Origin of the sequence: Streptomyces sp. CA-251247 (assembly GCF_050952975.1) — a bacterium.
GTDB classification, from domain to species: Bacteria; Actinomycetota; Actinomycetes; order Streptomycetales; family Streptomycetaceae; genus Streptomyces; species Streptomyces achmelvichensis.
Genome location: NZ_CP191861.1, coordinates 300,808 through 317,233 on the forward strand (window position 1 = coordinate 300,808; position 16,426 = coordinate 317,233).

Sequence of the window (16,426 nt, forward strand, 5' to 3'; positions counted from 1 at the left end):
GGCATAGACATGACGCCATACGCACGCCGCGGAGTGCACGGCCAGACGGTGGAGACCCTCGCCCGACGGGTGCTCACCGGCGAGATCCCCGAAGGAGCGACGCTCGACATGGCGGCGCTGCAGAGCGAGTTGGACGTCAGCCTGACGGCGCTGCGCGAGTCCCTGAAGGTACTCGCGGCCAAGGGCATGGTCGACGCCCGGCAGAAGCGCGGCACGTTCGTCAGGCCCCGCTCCGACTGGAACCTCCTCGACGCCGACGTGCTGCGCTGGCAGTTCTCCGAGAACAGCGGCTCCGGTGCCGACCCCGCGCTGCTCCGCAGCCTCGGCGAGGTCCGCGGCATCATCGAACCCGCGGCCGTGCGCCTCGCGGCGGACCGGCGTACCGACACCGACCTCGAGGCGCTGGAGACGGCCCTGAGCGCGATGGGTCAGGAGGGCGGCGCGAGTCACGCCGTCGAGGCCGACCTCGCCTTCCACCGGGCGCTGCTCGCTGCCACCCACAACGAACTGCTGGAACGCATGGAGATGGTCATCGAGTCGGGCCTCGCTCAGCGCGACCAGCTCGTGCACAGCGCTCCGCACAGCGAGGACCCGGTACCCAGCCACCGTGCCGTCCTCGACGCCGTGCGCGACCGTGACCCCGACGCCGCGGAACACGCCATGCGCGCCCTGCTCGACCAGGCGACGCGCGATCTCGACAAGGTCAGCGGCCCGCTCGCGTCCGACGACGCGGACGGTTCATCCGAGAAGGCGGACGGTTCCTCCGAGAAGAAGGACGGCCAGGCACAGTGAAGATCGCGCGCGTCGAGACCTTTCTCGTCCCGCCCCGGTGGCTGTTCTGCCGGATCGAGACCGACGACGGCGTCGTCGGCTGGGGCGAGCCGGTGGTGGAGGGCAGGGCCGAGGTGGTCCGGTCGGCCGTGGAGGTGCTGGCCGAATACCTGGTGGGCCAGGACCCGTTGCGCATCCAGGACCACTGGCAGGTGCTGAGCAAGGGCGGCTTCTACCGCGGCGGCCCGGTCCTCTCCAGCGCCGTCGCCGGCATCGACCAGGCGCTGTGGGACATCGCCGGCCGCGCACTCGGGGTGCCGGTGCACACGCTGCTCGGCGGACCGGTCCGCGACACGGTACGGGTGTACGCCTGGGTCGGCGGCGACGAGCCCGACCGGATCAAGGAGGAGGTGACCGCCCAGGTGGAGGCCGGCTTCACCGCCGTCAAGATGAACGCCGCCGGACGCACCCCGCCGATCGGAAGCCCCGCCGAGACGGCTGCCGTCGTCGACCGCGTGGCGGCGGCCCGCGAGGCCCTGGGTCCTCACCGGGACGTCGCCGTCGATTTCCACGGCCGCTTCGGCGCCGCCAACGCGCGGCGCGTGCTCCAGGCGATAGCCCCCCTGCACCCGCTGTTCGTGGAGGAGCCCGTCCTGCCCGAGCAGGCGCACCTGCTGCCGGGCCTCGTCGCCGCCTCGTCGGTGCCGCTCGCCACCGGTGAACGGCTCTACGGGCGCGCCGACTTCCTTCCGACCCTGACCGCCGGCGTCGCCGTGGCCCAGCCGGACCTGTCGCACGCCGGCGGGATCTCGGAGGTCACCCGGATCGCGTCACTCGCCGAGACCTTCGGGGCTCATCTGGCGCCGCACTGCCCGCTCGGCCCCATCGCACTGGCCGCCAGCCTGCAAGTCGCCTTCGCCACGCCCAACTTCCTGATCCAGGAGCAGAGCCGGGGCATCCACTACAACAAGGACGCCGACCTGCTGTCCTACCTCGTCGACACCGAGCCCTTCCGCTTCGTCGACGGCCAGGCGCATCGCACCGGAGTGCCGGGACTCGGCATTGCCGTCGACGAGGACGCGGTGCGCGCGGCCGACCGGTCCGGCCACGCCTGGCGCAACCCCGTCTGGCGGCACGCCGACGGCTCCTTCGCCGAATGGTGACCGGGAGCCGGCTGCCGGTGTCCGTGGTCACCGACCCGGAGCTGGGCGGCCGTTGGACCTCGCTGACCGCCGGCGACCGCGAATGGCTCTGGCACCGCGACGAGCCGCGCCGCGCGCACGTCTCCCCCGGTGACGTTTTCGCCGACGCCGGGGGCCTGGAGGAGTGCGCGCCCACCGTGCGCGGACTGCCGGACCACGGGGACGCCTGGTCGCGGCGGTGGCGGCGGGACGGGGAGGTGGACCTCGTGGAGTGCTCGGACTTCCGCCTGACCCGCCGTATCCGCGACGACGCGGGGACAGCCGTCGCCGACTACACGCTCACCGCCGAACCCGGCTACCGCTTCGTATGGGCCGCCCACGCCCTGCTGGATCTCTCTCCGTCCGCCCGGGTCGGCATCGAGGGCCCCGCGGTCACTCGGCTCTACCCGGACGAGGGCGACCGCTGGGTCACCGGCGCCTGGCCCACCGTCGACGGCATCCCGCTGGACCGGCTCGGCCCGGACGACGGGAGCGCGGTCGGAGCAGTCGTCCTCACCTCGCAGGTGTCCGTGCACGACGGCCCGGACTCCCTCCACCTGTCCGTCGAGGCCGACGGACAGCCGCACTCCGTCGCCCTGTGGCGCAACCTCCGCGGCTTCCCCGAGCACGCGCCGTACCGGTCGATCGGCGTCGAGCCCATGCTCGGCCGCGTCTTCGACCGGGCGACGGGGGACGACGGCGACACCGCCGTCGTGCCCGCGACCGGGGAGGTCACCTGGCGGCTCACCGTCACCGCCACCCGTCGCGCCTGACACCCACCACCAGAAGGGATCCCCGATGGACCTGCTCGCCGCGCTGCGCGCCCACCGGCTGCTCGCCATCGTCCGCGGCAGCGATCCGGACGCCGCGCTGACCACCGTGCTCACCCTCGTCGAGGAAGGCGTCTCCCTCGTCGAGGTCTCCCTCAGCGGACGTGACGCGCTCGACGTCATAGCCCGGGCCCGTGCCGCACTGGGCCCTGACGCAGCCCTCGGCGCCGGTACCGTCCTGACCTCCGACGAGGCCCGCGCCGCTCAGAGAGCCGGAGCCGCCTTCCTCGTCACCCCGGCGGTCAGCGACGGCATAGCCACCGGCCTGGAGCTCGGACTCCCGGTGCTCGCGGGCGTGATGACCCCCACCGACGTCCTCCAGGCGCAACGCCTGGGTGCCGCGGTCTTCAAACTCTTCCCTGCCGGCAGCGCCGGAGGCCCGGGCTATCTCCGGGACCTGCGCGGCCCCTTCCCCGGCCTGCCGTTCGTACCCGTCGGTGGAGTGGACGCCCAGGCAGCCGCCGACTATCTGGGCAGCGGTGCCACAGCCGTCGGTGTCGGCTCGCCCCTGGTCGGCGACGCGGCCTCGGGCGGCAGTCTCACCGCCCTGCGCCAGCGGGCCCGCGCGTTTCTGGACGTCGTGCGCACGGAGGTCCGGCCATGACCATGCCCACGGTCATCGGGACCGACCGCCTCGAACTCGGCGAGGGCATCCGGTGGGCGGACGGCCGCGCGGTGCTGACGGACATCCTCTCCGGCCGTCTCCTGTCCGCCCCCGGCCGTCCCGCCGCACCGCTCGCCCGCATCACCCAACTCCCCTGCCCACTGGGGGCAGTGGCCCCGATCGAGGACCGGCCCGGTCACTGGATCGCGGCGGCCGGCACCGGCATCTGCCGCATCGACCCCGCCGGCCGGGTCGACTGGATCGCGCGCCCCGAGGACGACGCACCCGGGCCGATGCGGATGAACGACGGCGTCGCCGACCCGCAGGGCCGTTTCTGGGCGGGCAGCATGGCGTACGAGGCGACCGAGGACGCGGGCTCCCTCTACCGCATGGACCGCGACGGGCGCGTCACCCGGATCCTGCGGGACATCACCGTGCCCAACGGCCCGGCCTTCACCGCGGACGGCACCGTCATGTACCTCGCCGACAGCGCCCGAGGGCTCGTCCGGCGCTACCCCGTCGACCCGGTCACCGGCGACGTGGGCGAGCCGGTCCCCCACATCACCTTCTCCACGGGCAGTCCCGACGGTATGACGACCGACGCGGAGGGCGGCCTCTGGATCGCGGTCTGGGGCGCCGGCCAGGCCCACCGCTATCACCCCGACGGCACCCTCGACCGGATCGTCGAACTGCCTGCCGCCCAGCCCGCCGGGCTCTGCCTCGGCGGTCCCGACGGCCGCACCCTCCTCGTCACCAGCGCCCGCATCGGCCTGTCCCGGCCGGGCCCGCTGGACGGCGCCGTCTTCGCGTTCCGCGTCGACGTACCCGGGACGCCGGCAGCGCCGTACCGCCCGGAGCGCACCAAGGGCCCGGCCCCCGCGGACCCCGACGCCGCCGGCGATACCGCAGTCCGTCCCGACTCACCGTAGGACCCACCATGAGCACCCCCCGGCACCTGCGCCCCGGCCCCGTCGTCTGCGTCGGCGAGACCATGGCCGCCCTCGCCCCCGAGCCCCTCGGGCCGCTCGACGACGCCGACCTGCTGCGGGTCGACATCGCGGGCGCCGAGTCGAACGTCGCCCTCTACCTCGCCGACCACGGCATCCCCACGCACTGGCTCTCCGCGGTCGGCGACGACCCCTTCGGCCGGCGCGTCCGCGACCGGATCGCCGCGGGCGGAGTCGACGTCGACGGCGTCCGCACCGACCCGGACCGGCCCACCGGACTGCTCCTGAAGGACCCGGGTGCGAACGGCACGCGCGTCCACTACCACCGCCGTGGATCCGCCGCCTCGGCCCTCACCCCCGAGCTCCTCGACGACCCAGCCGTGGCGGGCGCCGCGCTCCTCCATCTCAGCGGCATCACCCCGGCCCTCTCCCCCGGCTGCCACGCCCTCGTCGAGCGGGCACTGCGCCCCGATCGCCCCTGCCCGGTCAGCTTCGACGTCAACTACCGCCCCGCCCTGTGGACCGGCCGCCCCGCCGGCGACGTCCTGCGACCGCTCGCCGACCGGGCCGACATCGTCCTCGTCGGCCTCGACGAGGCGCAGGCCCTGTGGGGTGACGGAATCACCGACGCCCACGGGATTCGTGAACTCCTGTCCGGTCCGCAGATCCTCGTGGTGAAGGACGGCGACCGCGAAGCCACCGCCTTCGTGGGAGCCGCCGCGCACAGCGTGCCCGCCTTGAAGGTGCGCGTCGCCGAACCCGTCGGCGCGGGCGATGCCTTCGCCGCCGGGTTCCTCAGCGGCCTGCTGCGGCAGCTGCCCGTGGACCGCGCCCTGCGCCTCGGCCATCTGACCGCGGCCTCGGCGCTGAGAGTCGCGGCTGACCACGGCCCGCTGCCGGACCCCGAAGTCGTCGCCGCGCTCCTGGACGCCGACGACGAAACCTGGCGAGCCGCCGTGATCGGCTGACTCCTCCGGAGGGGCCGCGCGGCCTGACGTCGCCGAGCGGCTCCTGCCGGTGTTCGAGGAACCGCCCGTCGAGGCCCTGCAACCCGGTGCAGCGCGGCTCAGACCAGTTCGGGCTGCTGTTCGCGTCGCGGTTGGGGCAGATGCACCGGCTCGGGTTTCCGATCCCACAGCTGGGTGGTCCGTACGTAGCCGTAGATCACGGAGGCCATCGCCGCAATGATCAGCGGGCCGAACAGCCACGGACGTGCGGCCATTTCCATCGGCAGATAGCGATACGACGCCAGGAGTGCGGTGAATACCGCTGCGCCGTAGACGACGAGTTGGATTCCCCGTCGGTCCCAGCCCCGGTCGAGCGAGCGCAGCGCCGCCTCGATGGTGACGGTGAACACCACACCGGCGACGATGTCCGCGCCGTAGTGGTACCCGAAGCCCAGCGTTGCGCCGAGTGTGGCGATCAGCCAGAAGCCGCCCGCAAAGCGCAGAATCGGGGGGCCCTTGAGGGAATGGATGAAGATCGCGGTAGCCCACGCCGTGTGCAGACTGGGCATGCAATTCCGGGGGGTGATCTCGTCGAAGGGTATCGGGCGCGGGATTCCGACCGGCGGCGGTATGTCCGGCCACAGGTTGGCAACCGCCCAGGCACCCCCGTCGGCACCGTAGGCGAAGACGGGCCCGACCACCGGGTAGATCATGTAAATGCCCGGCCCGAGCAAGCCGATGACGAGGAAGGTGCGCACCAGATGGTGGCCCGGGAAGCGGCCCTCGGCCGCCACATTGCGCAGCTGGTACAGCGCGACGAGGACCGCGGCCACCGCGAGCTGGATGTAGACGAAGTCGAGGACGTGTTCGCCCACCGTGCCGGTGGCCGCGACAATGCGGCCCGCCAGCCATGAGGGGTTGCCCAATGCGTGATCGGCGGTTGCCACGTACGGGTCGAGCACCTTCGGGCGGGTCTTCGACGTGATCAGCAGCCAGGTGTAGCCGGTCTTGCGGCCGGCCACCAGCAGCAGGGCGAGTCCGACACCTTTCAGGAGCAGGACGCGGTCCTGGCCGGTGCGGCGCGTGAGGGCGATGACGCCACAGGCCAACGTCACCCACAGTGCTCCGTTGCCGTACATCATCTCGGCACCGGCAGCCCACCGCACGAGCCAGAAGACGATGTCGATGCCGATCGCGGCGCCTATCGCGATGAATCGCTGCCGCCAGGTGAGGACCACCATCATCAACGCCATGCTGACGTACAGCACCGTCCCCGACTTGGGGGCGAATACGACCTCGCGCGCCTGGTCCGTGATCGGCCCCGGCTCGCCGTACCGGCGCGCGGCGATCTCCAGCGCCACGAGGAATCCGAGGCCCACCACACTCACCGCGACCCACAGCACGATGGTCGGTTGACGCCACGCAGCCGAGCGAGAGCTGCCGCCTGCGCGCGAAAGTCCTCGCGTTAGGTTAGTTATCAATTTTTCAGCCGCTTTGTCTTATTTCACGACGATCATTATGAGCTCGAACATGTTAGCGGAATATACTCGTCGTTCCGATCATGGATACCTCGAATCCAGCGATCGACCCCTTGCCCGCCACCACAGCGAACAGGAAACGCCGCCCCGGCAGGAACATCTCGCCGACTCCGGTACGGAACGCCGACCCGGTCGCCCTCGTCGGGCGCGCGACTCCTGTGCAACCTGGCCCCCGTTTCGCGCGTATAGCAACTGACCGCTCCGAGCGGCACCGGATGGTGACGCCGCTGATGAAGAGGGCGTCGCAGGAGCACCGGTTCCGCCTACACACCAACGGGAGAGACGCATGAATCCACTGAAGCTGCTGAGTTCGCTGAGCACGCGCCGTACCTCGCTCGCCCTCGCACTGGTCGCCACATCCGTGCTCACCACGGCTCTGGCCACCCCGTCGGCCGCCGCGCCGGCCGATTCCGCCTCGCCGGCCCGGACGGCGGACACCAGACTGGAGCGGCAGATCGAGGGGCTGCTGCAGCACAACGAGGGTGCCGAGCGCGTCGGGAAGGACCGGGTGCGGCTGGCGCCGGGCGTGGAGATGACGGTCGTACCGTCCACCCGAGCGGCGGCCGACGGCACGGGCGACTGCCGGACCGGCTACGCCTGTGTGTGGCAGCACCGCGACGCGACCGGCTACCGCCTGGACTTCTACTACTACGGCTCCTACACGCTGTCCAACTACACGATGCCTGACGGCTCCAGCTGGCAGGACAAGGTCAGCTCCTACTACAACGCGCAGACCGGCGGCGCCTGGATCGTCGGCAGGAACTGGGACTCCGACCTCGGCGGCCTGGAGTGGATCTTCGGCGGGCCGGGCGGGAGGTACGAGGCCCTGGTGTCCGCCAACGACCAGGCCGATGTGATCGAGCTGTACGCGTAGCCGAGGACCGGGGGCGGGGGACGACGGACGCGTCATCCCCCGCCTCACGGCAGGCGGACGGCTGGATGACGGTCGACCGCGCATCAGGTGGGAGCGGCAGGGAAACACCTTGACCTCGGCGGCGGTGCACTCCCCCTTGTCGTGCTCGGTGTTGGACTTCCACCGCCCGTCATCCGACGTACTATCGGGCGTGACCGCCAACGCCCCCGCCGCGTCGCCCCTGAGCGCTCCTGACTGGCCCTGCTGCGGGCACGGCTCCGATCCGTCAGCCGACGCCGTGGGCTGCCGCGGCCGCCGGGTCGACCCGTATGCCGAGTGTCTGGCCCATCTGAGCACCACCGACCGCGCCGCCCACCTGGCAGGTCTGCTGCCCGGTGCCGACCTCGATCACCGTGGCACTTCGTTGAGTGAGGAGCTGCTGACCGAGCTTCTCGCCCGGCTGCACGACCCTGCGACAGACCGGTCCCGCACCGGCAAAGTGTCCTTCAGCCGGGCGGAGTTCGCCGGTGAGGCGAGGTTCGACGGGGTGGAATTCGGCGACGAAGCCCGGTTCAACGGGGCAAAGTTCACCGGTGACGCCAGATTCGACGGCGCACAGTTCGAGGGCACCGCAGGGTTCGGCGGAACGGAGTTCGCCGGCGACGCGGGGTTCCCCAGGGCAACGTTCGGCCGCGACGCGTGGTTCGACGGGGCGACATTCCATGAGCAAGCCAGGTTCCGTTGGGTGGAGTTCGGCGGCGACGCGGAGTTCAACCAGGCGAAGTTCGGCCTCGATGCCCGGTTCAACGGGGCGAAGTTCGGCGGTGACGCAAGGTTCTTCGGGGCGCAGTTCCACAGGAATGCCCACTTCAACAGGGCTGCTTTTGCACGCGCTGCCGTCATGGGACCGTTCGTGTGCGTGGGAGAACTGGTCCTGTCCGAGGCTGTGTTCGACGTCGCCGTAACGATCGAGGCAGCGACCGCAGGCCTGGTCTGCCGCCGGACTCGCTGGGCCTCCACCGCGGCACTGCGCCTGCGGTACGCGGGTGTGGATCTGAGCGATGCGGTCCTGGAGTACCCGGTGAGTATCGCTGCCCAGTCCTGGCCCTTCGTCGTGATCGACGAGGACGTCGCCGGACATGGCCTGACGGACCCCCGCGTGCGCGTCCACTCATTGCGCGGCGTTGACGCCGCGCATCTGGTGCTCACCGATGTCGACCTCACCGACTGCCGCTTCGCCGGGGCCGTCCACCTCGACCAGTTGCGGATGGAGGGACGGTGCGTCCTGGCCACCGCCCCTTCCGGGGTACGGCGGCGCGGCCCGTGGCCGGTGCGCTGGACGCCGCGCAAGACACTGGCCGAAGAACATCACTGGCGTGCCGCCCACGACACCGCCGCGGACGGCTGGACACCTGCGGACGGGGAGAGCGCACTGGACCCGGGTGCACTCGCCGCGGTGTACCGGCAACTGCGCAAAGCATTCGAAGACGGCAAGAACGAGCCGGGCGCCGCCGACTTCTACTACGGCGAGATGGAGATGCGCCGCCACGACCCGGCCACTCCGCGTGCCGAGCGGGGCCTGCTTGCTCTGTACTGGGCGGTGTCGGGGTACGGTCTGCGGGCCTCGCGCGCCCTCGGATGGCTCCTGGTGGCCATGATCGCCACCGTGTCCGTGATGATGCTGTGGGGCCTGCCGAAGGACGACCCGAAGCCTGAGAGTACCGGCACCCTCACCGGCCGAAGCATCACCTTGAGGACCGATACGCCGGATCCGGCGAATCCCGATGAGCCGTACCGGAAGCGGCTGACGACCGAACGGTTCGACAAGTCACTGCGCGTGGTCATCAACTCCGTGGTGTTCCGCAGCAGCGGCCAGGGGCTGACCACCATCGGTACATACACCGAGATGGCCTCTCGGCTCTCGGAACCGGTCCTGCTCGGTCTCGCCCTCCTCGCCGTCCGCGGCCGCGTCAAGCGGTAGCCGAAGGGAACCCGGAGACGTCGCGCCCGGGATGGTCACCGAGGGCCCGGGGTTGAGCTCGGTCCGGACGTCGGATCTCGGCGAGGCGTGGGTCGCGGCAGACGGACTTGACGATCGCCACTGCCGGCTCGGGGTGGCCGACCAGAAGAACGAGGGCAGTCGTGCGGCTGTCGATGCAATCACGGTGCCTGCCGGCTCGTTTCGGCACGCAGCGGACCCAGGCGGTGCAGCCCCTTGCGGTCGTAGTAGAGCGTCATGGCGAACCCGAAGACCAGGGCCAGAGCGACGCCGATCGCGATCATGCCCCACCCTCGCATCAGCCCGGCATCGGCCCGGGCGTCGAAGTAGAGGATGGCCCGTACTCCGTCGCTCAGTTGCCGCATCGGTTCGAACAGCGCCAGGAAGCGGTAGAAGTCGGGAACGGCCTGGAGGGGAATCGTCGCCCCCGAGGACGGCAGGGCCAGGGCGATGAACACAAACATGGATACCACTTGGCCGATCCCGCCGAAGGCGGCGTTGATGGCCTGAACTCCCAGGCCCACGGCCAGACTCGCGCAGAAGGAGAAGATCCACAGCAGCGGCAGGTGCGAGGCGTCCATGCCCAGGATCGCGATCGCGGCGATCATCAGCAGACTGGTGGTGAGCACAGTGATTCCCACCGTCATGACCATCTTCAGCAGCAGCGTCTGCGTGCGGCTGATCGGCACCGTCGGGTGCCGGGTGTGCCACGGCCCGATTTCGTTGTCGGTGTAGCCCAGCCCCGCATCGACGCCGCTGTTGATGATGTTGCCGCCGACGAACGCGATGAGCACCAGGAGCAGGGTGTAGTAGAAGGCAGTCAGGCCGAGGCCACTGTGCTTGCCGATGGGGTGGCCCACCTGAGTGGTGACGGTGATCGGGTCGCCCAGGAGCGCCCGGGTCGTGGTGTCGGCGCCCTGGGCGGGAGCCTGGGCCGTCAGCTGCCGGCCGATCTCCAGGGATGCCTGGTGAGCCGCGTTCTGAGCGATCCGGGTGGCCAGGGCAGAGCCGAGGCTGCCCAGCCCGGGGTTGGTCAGGACGGTGAGCGCGGGCCGTGCCGTGGCCCGCGGGGTCGTCAGCGCTGTCACCGAGGTGGTGAAGTCGGGCGGGATGACCAGGGCGCCGTAGATCTTGCCCGACGCCATTTGATCCTGCATCTGGGCTCGGCTGAGGTGGCGCCACCTCACGGTGTCCGCTGGGGTCTTGGCGACAACCGCCCGGCTCACCTGGGTGCCCACGGTCTGGTGCTGCCCCGGCTGCATCGGGCCCTGATCCGTGTTGACCAGGGCGATCGGCAATTGGCGCAGGTTCCCGTTCGGGTCGAGGATGCCGCCCATGTAGAGCAGCGTCAGGCACACGGCCACCAGCGCACACAAGATGGTCGGCACCAGCCAGAGCTTTCCGTGACGCGCTACAGCAGAGGCGCGTACGAGCGATGGCTGCTCCCCGGAACCGGCTGAGGTCATGACACTCCATCAGGGACACGGTCCTGCGCTCTCCGGACCTGGCTGCGGCGGTGTTGGCTGTGACGCAGGGGCCGCATACGCGGTGTCTCGGCAGTCCACGCCCGGGGAGTGCGCGAGCACCGGCCGACCCTCAAGGGACGATAAGGCCTGTGGTCACGGCATCCCTCCACGACACGACCGCGGGCCCCGGGGCTGCGCGTCGCCGCCCTGTCCGCCGGCGGGTTGGCAGCAGGAAGGCGACCTGGAAATCCGATGCGGCGCTCACCTCATCGATCTGCTCGGCAACCAGGCGTATCTGTCGACCCCGGCATGGTGTGGCCGGCGCACGGGCCGAGGCGCCGGAACCGCACGAGGTCCGTCAGGGAGCCGTCTCCGCGAGGATTGCCTCGACCCTGGCGCGGATCTCGTCCGTCGCGAGACCGCGGATGGTGAGAGTCGTACGGCGTCGCAATACGTCGTCGGCGGTCTCGGCCCATTCGTGATCGCGGGCATAGACGACCTGCGCCCAGATCTCGGGGGCGTCGGGGTGAATGCGTTCGGCCAGGGCGGGATCCCGGTGAGCGAGACAGGCAATCTCGTAGGCGAGGGTTCCGTAGTGGGTCGCCAGGTGCCGGGCAGTGTCGGCGGCCATCTGCGGGCCCTGGGCCGTGTTGTCGGTGAGCAGCCCGCGGGTGACGGCCCGCGGGTTGGCGATACCCGGCAGCGGCAGTCCCTTCGGGAGCCGGGAGACCGGCTCGTACCCCTCTCCCAGCGGGTGGCCGGGCAGCGACTCCAGCTTCTGCAACACAGTGCGGCCGATGTGGCGGAAGGTCGTCCACTTGCCGCCGGCGACCGACAGCATGCCGCCGCTTCCCTCGGTGACCACCGTCTCGCGCTTCGCTGTCGAGGTGTCGCCGGGGCCGCCGGGGAGGACCCGCAGACCGGCGAAGGAGTAGGTGATCAGATCGCGGGACAACTGCTGGTCGCGGATGGAGTACGCGGCCTCGTCCAGGATCTGGGCGGTGTCGTTCTCATTGACCGCGACGTCCGCCGGGTCGCCCACGAACTCCTCGTCGGTGGTGCCGAGCAGCAGCATGTCCTCCCAGGGGAGGGCGAAGGTGATGCGGTACTTGTCGATCGGGGTCGCCAGGGCCGCCCTCCACAGCGAGGTGCGCTTCAGCACCAGATGGGCGCCCTTGGAGAGCCGGATGGAGGGAGCCGCGTTCGGGTTCTCCATCCTGCGCAGGTGGTCCACCCACGGTCCGGTCGCGTTGAGCACCAGACGCGCATCGACACCGAACTCGGTGCCGTCGATACGGTCCTTGAGCTCCGCGCCGGTGACCCGGCCTCCGGTGAAGCGCAGCCCTTGCAGTTCGGCGTGGTTGAGCACGGTGGCACCCGACTCGGCAGCGGCGCGAACCGTCATCAGTGCCATGCGCGAGTCGTTCATCTGGTCGTCGCCGTACACGGCCACGGTCTGGAGGTTCTCGGTGCGCAGCTCCGGCACTGAGTGGACCGCCTTCTCCGGGCTCAGCAGGTGGCCGACGCCGTCACCGAAGGCGGAGAGCGCGGAGTACGCGAACACTCCCGCTCCCAGCTTCGCCGCGCCGTGCGGTCCGCCTTTGTAGATGGGCAGGTAGAAGGTGAGCGGGTTGGCCAGGTGGGGGGCCACCTGGCGGGAGACCGCACGGCGCTCGAAGTGGTTCTCCGCCACCAGCTTCACCGCGCCGGTCTGCAGGTAGCGCAGACCGCCGTGGAGGAGCTTGGAGGAGGCGGAGGAGGTGGCGCCGGCGAAGTCGCCGGCGTCCACCAGAGCCACCCGCAGCCCGGATTGCGCGGCATGCCAGGCGGTGGAGATGCCCAGAATGCCGCCGCCGATCACCAGGAGGTCGTACGTCGCCATGGACAGCCGCTCACGGGTCTCGACGCGGCTCAGCCGTGTGCTGGTCATGGGGGTCGTCATGAGGTCTGCACCTTGCCTTGATGGGTCGGCCTGATCAGGCAGCCGCAGGGAGAGCGCACGTTGCGCGCGGTGTCACCGGCGCACACACCTGCGGCCCCTGGTCCCCTGCCCGTCCCGATGTGGGCGGGGAGAAGGGGCCGCTGGTGTGTGCGTCGGTCACCGGAGTGCTCCTGCGAGGTCGTAGGACGCCTCAGGTGAACGCGAGCTGGTAGATACCCGCCGCCAGCGCGCCACCTGCCAGCGGACCGATCACAGGGATCCAGGCGTAGGTCCAGTCCGAGCCGCCCTTGTTGGGCAGCGGCAGCAGGGCGTGCACGATGCGCGGGCCCAGGTCACGGGCGGGGTTGATGGCGTAGCCGGTCGGGCCGCCGAGCGAGAGGCCGATACTGACAACGACGAAGGCGACGATCAGCCCGCCGAGGATGCTCAGACCTTTGCCGCTGTCGTTGAGGCCCTGGGTCAGGACGGCGAGCACCAGCACGGTGGTGCCGATGATCTCGGTCGCCAGGTTCTGCCACACCACACGGATCTCAGGACCGGTGGAGAAGATTCCCAGAACCGGGCCGGCCTTGGGCGCTGCCTTCTGGTCGACCAGCCCTTCCACCTCCGGTTGGGCCGCGAGGATCTCGCGGTCCGTGAGGTGGGCATGGAACTGTCCGTAGTAGGCGATCCAGACGAGCGCGGCACCGATCATGGCGCCCACTATCTGCCCCGCGAAGTAGACCCAGATGTTGCTCCAGTCATCGTTCGCGATCGCGATACCGAGCGTGACCGCCGGGTTGAGGTGCGCGCCGGAGAGCGAGCCCACCATGTAGACCGCGGTCATGACCGCGAATCCCCACCCGAAGGTGATTGCCACCCAGCCGGCACCCTGTGCCTTCGAGCGCTTGAGTACGACAGCGGCGACCACGCCGCCACCGAGCAGGATGAGTACGGCGGTGCCTATGAGCTCGCCGATGAAAATGTCGGAGCTGGACACACTTGGCTCCCTCTCGCCCCACCCCCGGCCGACCGGGAGTCAGGGCATCTCATGGACCGGATGGCACACACACAGCCGACCCGCAAGGCGCCGTGTGTGCACGGTCGGGGCTGCATCCGCCCGGTCTGGCCGCGGTAGCACGTGCGGGCCCGCTGCCGCCGGGCTCGTTCCTACCTCCATGGGACGCCCCCCCGGCGGCGGCGGCAACCTGCGGATGCACATGACAGTGCCGCGGCGGTGACCTGCCCGTACGGTCGGCGACACATCCCTGCGTCGTGCTTGCGTGATCAAGCCCCCCTGCCTGCGGATTTGTCGCAGCAGGCACTTTGATCGGTGGACCCGGTCGCCTGCCTCCGTACCACCGAGGCGTTTCGCCGGCCGCGAGCTCAGTGGCTGTGGCGGCGCACCGCGTCGAGGAGCTGGTCGATGTCGTCGGCGCTGTGAGAGAAGGCGGTGACGAACCGGACGATCCCCGCCTCCCAGCGGTCGTGGTAGAAGGCGTAGCCCTCCGCGAGGAGTCCTTCGGTGACCTGCTGGGGCAGGCGGCAGAAGAGAATGTTGGACTGCGGCGTGGCCAGCAGGCCGGTGCCGGGGATGGCCTTGAGGCCGTCGCCGAGCCGGGTGGCCATCGCGTTGGCCTGGCGGGCGTTGCGCAGCCACAGTCCGTCGGTGAGATACGCGTCGATCTGGGCCGTGTGGAAACGCATCTTGGAGGTGAGCTGGCCGGCGCGCTTGGCGCGGAAGGCGAGCTCGGTGGCGAGTGCGGGGTCGAAGGACACGATGGCGTCGGCGGTCATCGCGCCGTTCTTGGTGGCGCCGAAGGACAGGACGTCGACACCGGCCTTCCAGGTCATCTCGGCGGGGGTGGCGCCGAGATGGTCCAGGGCGTTGGCGAAGCGCGCACCGTCCATGTGGACGCGCAGTCCCGCGTCCTTGGCGATGGCGGACAGGCGGCGGATCTCGTCCAGGGTGTAGACGCTGCCGCTCTCGGTGGCCTGGCTGAGGCTCACCGCGGACGGCTGAACGCTGTGCACGTCACCGGCCCGGCGGCGCACCGCCACCTCCAGCAATGCGGGGTCGATCTTGCTGTCCGGCCCTGGGACGCCGACGAGCTTCGCACCGTTGGTGAAGAACTCCGGAGCGCCGCATTCGTCGTGGTTGATGTGGCTGTCGGGGTGAGAGAGCACGCTGCCCCACGGCGGGGTGAGCGCGGCCAGGCTCAGGCCGTTGGCGGCGGACCCGGTGGAGACCGGGAAGACATCGACATCCCGCTCGAAGATCTCGCCGAGCTTGCGGCGGGCGCTGTCGGTGAAGGGGTCGTTGCCGTAGGGAAGGACCTGCCCGGCGGCCGCGTCGCTGACGGCGCGGGCTATCTGCGGGGATGCTCCGGCCATGTTGTCGCTGATGAAGGCACGACCGGAGGGGGTGGTGGCGAGGGTGGTGCTCATGAGGGGTCTTCCTTGGTCTCAGGTGCTGATGGGGGAGGCGAAGACGACGGTGATGTCCACTTCCTCGACCCCGGTGCGGTAGAAGTGCGGCGCGTCCCCGGCGAAAGCGAGCATGTCCCCGGGGGCCAGTTCCTGCGGGGCGTCGACGGGGCCGGCGGTGACACGGCCGGTGGCGATCAGCAGATGCTCGATGGTGCCGGTGGCGTGCGGGACGCCGGGTAGCTCCGTCTCCGGAGGAATGCGCAGGCGCCAGATCTCCAGGCTGTTGCCGCTGCTGATGCGGCGCAGCAGTTCCCGGGAGACCTCTCCGGGCTCCATGTCCGTGGCCGGCCGGAAAACAGGCCCGGTGTCGGCATCACGGGCCAACAGGTCGGCGATCGGAATGCGCAGGGCGATCGCGATCGCATCCAGAGTGTCGATCGTCGGATTGCCGTTGCCGGCCTCCAGCTGCGACAGCGTGGCCTTGCTCAGTCCGGCGCGCCGCGCCATCTCCGCGGCGCTCATACCGCGCTGTTGGCGGCGCAGGCGGATCTTCGCGCCGACCGCGGCTGCGGTGCTGCTCACCGGCAGGCGGCCGGAAGGCGGGGGCGTCATGAAAGGCTCCTGTGCGTTTCGGTGATCGAGGTGGGTGCTGACCCGTCCGTTGACGCGTAGACCCTCCCGAGATGAACCATGCGTTCACTATACCGAACACGCGGCAGGCAGTAAACTCTGCGTTCGTTTTAGTGAACGGTTTCGTCCATGAGGGCCCTCGCCCACGGCTGCCGAAGCGCGTCGGCCACCAACGCCACCGAAACTCAAAGAAGCCAGGTGTACCGGTCCGGCAAGGCCGCACCGGCGTCATCTCGCGCGAGGAGGACACGATGCCCTTGTCCATCGATGTGTTCAACAGTGGCTACAAGCCGATTCCGAACCCGCCCG

General features: G+C 70.4%; 14 protein-coding genes. 8 read left to right on the plus strand and 6 right to left on the minus strand.

Annotation, left to right across the window (positions count from 1 at the left end; genetic code table 11):
- The first annotated feature begins 9 nt into the window (after window positions 1–9).
- The 6 genes from ACQPWZ_RS01320 to ACQPWZ_RS01345 are packed head-to-tail and all read left to right on the plus strand — an operon-like array spanning window position 10 to window position 5,301.
- Window positions 10–792, plus strand: a complete 783-nt coding sequence (locus ACQPWZ_RS01320; protein WP_433570337.1) for a FadR/GntR family transcriptional regulator — start codon at window positions 10–12, stop codon at window positions 790–792.
- Window positions 789–1,934, plus strand: a complete 1,146-nt coding sequence (dgoD, locus tag ACQPWZ_RS01325) for a galactonate dehydratase (RefSeq protein ID WP_433570338.1) — start codon at window positions 789–791, stop codon at window positions 1,932–1,934. Before ACQPWZ_RS01320 ends, dgoD begins: the two co-directional genes overlap by 4 nt.
- On the plus strand, window positions 1,928–2,725 hold the full coding sequence (locus ACQPWZ_RS01330) for a hypothetical protein (RefSeq protein WP_433570339.1): 798 nt from the start codon (window positions 1,928–1,930) through the stop codon (window positions 2,723–2,725). The genes dgoD and ACQPWZ_RS01330 overlap by 7 nt, the downstream gene beginning before the upstream one ends.
- Before the next feature lie 25 nt (window positions 2,726–2,750).
- Window positions 2,751–3,386, plus strand: a complete 636-nt coding sequence (locus tag ACQPWZ_RS01335) for a bifunctional 4-hydroxy-2-oxoglutarate aldolase/2-dehydro-3-deoxy-phosphogluconate aldolase (RefSeq protein WP_433570340.1) — start codon at window positions 2,751–2,753, stop codon at window positions 3,384–3,386.
- Window positions 3,383–4,315 carry an SMP-30/gluconolactonase/LRE family protein gene (locus ACQPWZ_RS01340; RefSeq protein WP_433570341.1) on the plus strand — a complete coding sequence of 311 codons (933 nt, stop codon included), beginning with the start codon at window positions 3,383–3,385 and terminating at the stop codon, window positions 4,313–4,315. The genes ACQPWZ_RS01335 and ACQPWZ_RS01340 overlap by 4 nt, the downstream gene beginning before the upstream one ends.
- Window positions 4,316–4,323: 8 nt before the next feature.
- Entirely contained in the window at window positions 4,324–5,301 is a 978-nt protein-coding gene (locus ACQPWZ_RS01345) for a sugar kinase (protein ID WP_328859450.1), read from the plus strand.
- A gap of 98 nt (window positions 5,302–5,399) precedes the next feature.
- Here ACQPWZ_RS01345 and ACQPWZ_RS01350 read toward each other — a convergent pair whose 3' ends face one another.
- The gene (locus tag ACQPWZ_RS01350; RefSeq protein WP_433570342.1) at window positions 5,400–6,683 is read right to left on the minus strand and encodes a DUF5933 domain-containing protein; all 1,284 of its coding nucleotides are present in this window, start codon (window positions 6,681–6,683) and stop codon (window positions 5,400–5,402) included.
- A gap of 421 nt (window positions 6,684–7,104) precedes the next feature.
- Between ACQPWZ_RS01350 and ACQPWZ_RS01355 the strand changes: the two genes are divergently transcribed.
- Both ACQPWZ_RS01355 and ACQPWZ_RS01360 read left to right on the plus strand, forming a co-directional pair.
- Entirely contained in the window at window positions 7,105–7,692 is a 588-nt protein-coding gene (locus tag ACQPWZ_RS01355; RefSeq protein ID WP_340471244.1) for a peptidase inhibitor family I36 protein, read from the plus strand.
- A 277-nt stretch (window positions 7,693–7,969) separates the two neighbouring features.
- Window positions 7,970–9,652 carry a pentapeptide repeat-containing protein gene (locus ACQPWZ_RS01360; RefSeq protein ID WP_433573749.1) on the plus strand — a complete coding sequence of 561 codons (1,683 nt, stop codon included), beginning with the start codon at window positions 7,970–7,972 and terminating at the stop codon, window positions 9,650–9,652.
- Between the two features lie 179 nt (window positions 9,653–9,831).
- On the opposite strand, the gene ACQPWZ_RS01365 is transcribed toward ACQPWZ_RS01360, so the two are convergent.
- From ACQPWZ_RS01365 to ACQPWZ_RS01385, 5 genes are all read right to left on the minus strand, one after another.
- Window positions 9,832–11,136 carry a DUF3533 domain-containing protein gene (locus ACQPWZ_RS01365; protein ID WP_433570343.1) on the minus strand — a complete coding sequence of 435 codons (1,305 nt, stop codon included), beginning with the start codon at window positions 11,134–11,136 and terminating at the stop codon, window positions 9,832–9,834.
- A 358-nt stretch (window positions 11,137–11,494) separates the two neighbouring features.
- Complete coding sequence (locus tag ACQPWZ_RS01370; protein ID WP_433570344.1) at window positions 11,495–13,078, minus strand: FAD-dependent oxidoreductase; 1,584 nt, start codon at window positions 13,076–13,078, stop codon at window positions 11,495–11,497.
- 190 nt (window positions 13,079–13,268) lie between these two features.
- Complete coding sequence (locus ACQPWZ_RS01375; RefSeq protein WP_340471259.1) at window positions 13,269–14,057, minus strand: MIP/aquaporin family protein; 789 nt, start codon at window positions 14,055–14,057, stop codon at window positions 13,269–13,271.
- A gap of 386 nt (window positions 14,058–14,443) precedes the next feature.
- Window positions 14,444–15,505: a threonine aldolase family protein gene (locus tag ACQPWZ_RS01380; protein ID WP_433570345.1), complete on the minus strand. Its 1,062-nt coding sequence runs from the start codon at window positions 15,503–15,505 to the stop codon at window positions 14,444–14,446.
- Between the two features lie 18 nt (window positions 15,506–15,523).
- Window positions 15,524–16,099 (minus strand): helix-turn-helix domain-containing protein, encoded by a 576-nt coding sequence (locus ACQPWZ_RS01385; RefSeq protein WP_328859462.1) that lies wholly within the window; start codon window positions 16,097–16,099, stop codon window positions 15,524–15,526.
- Window positions 16,100–16,426: the final 327 nt, after the last annotated feature.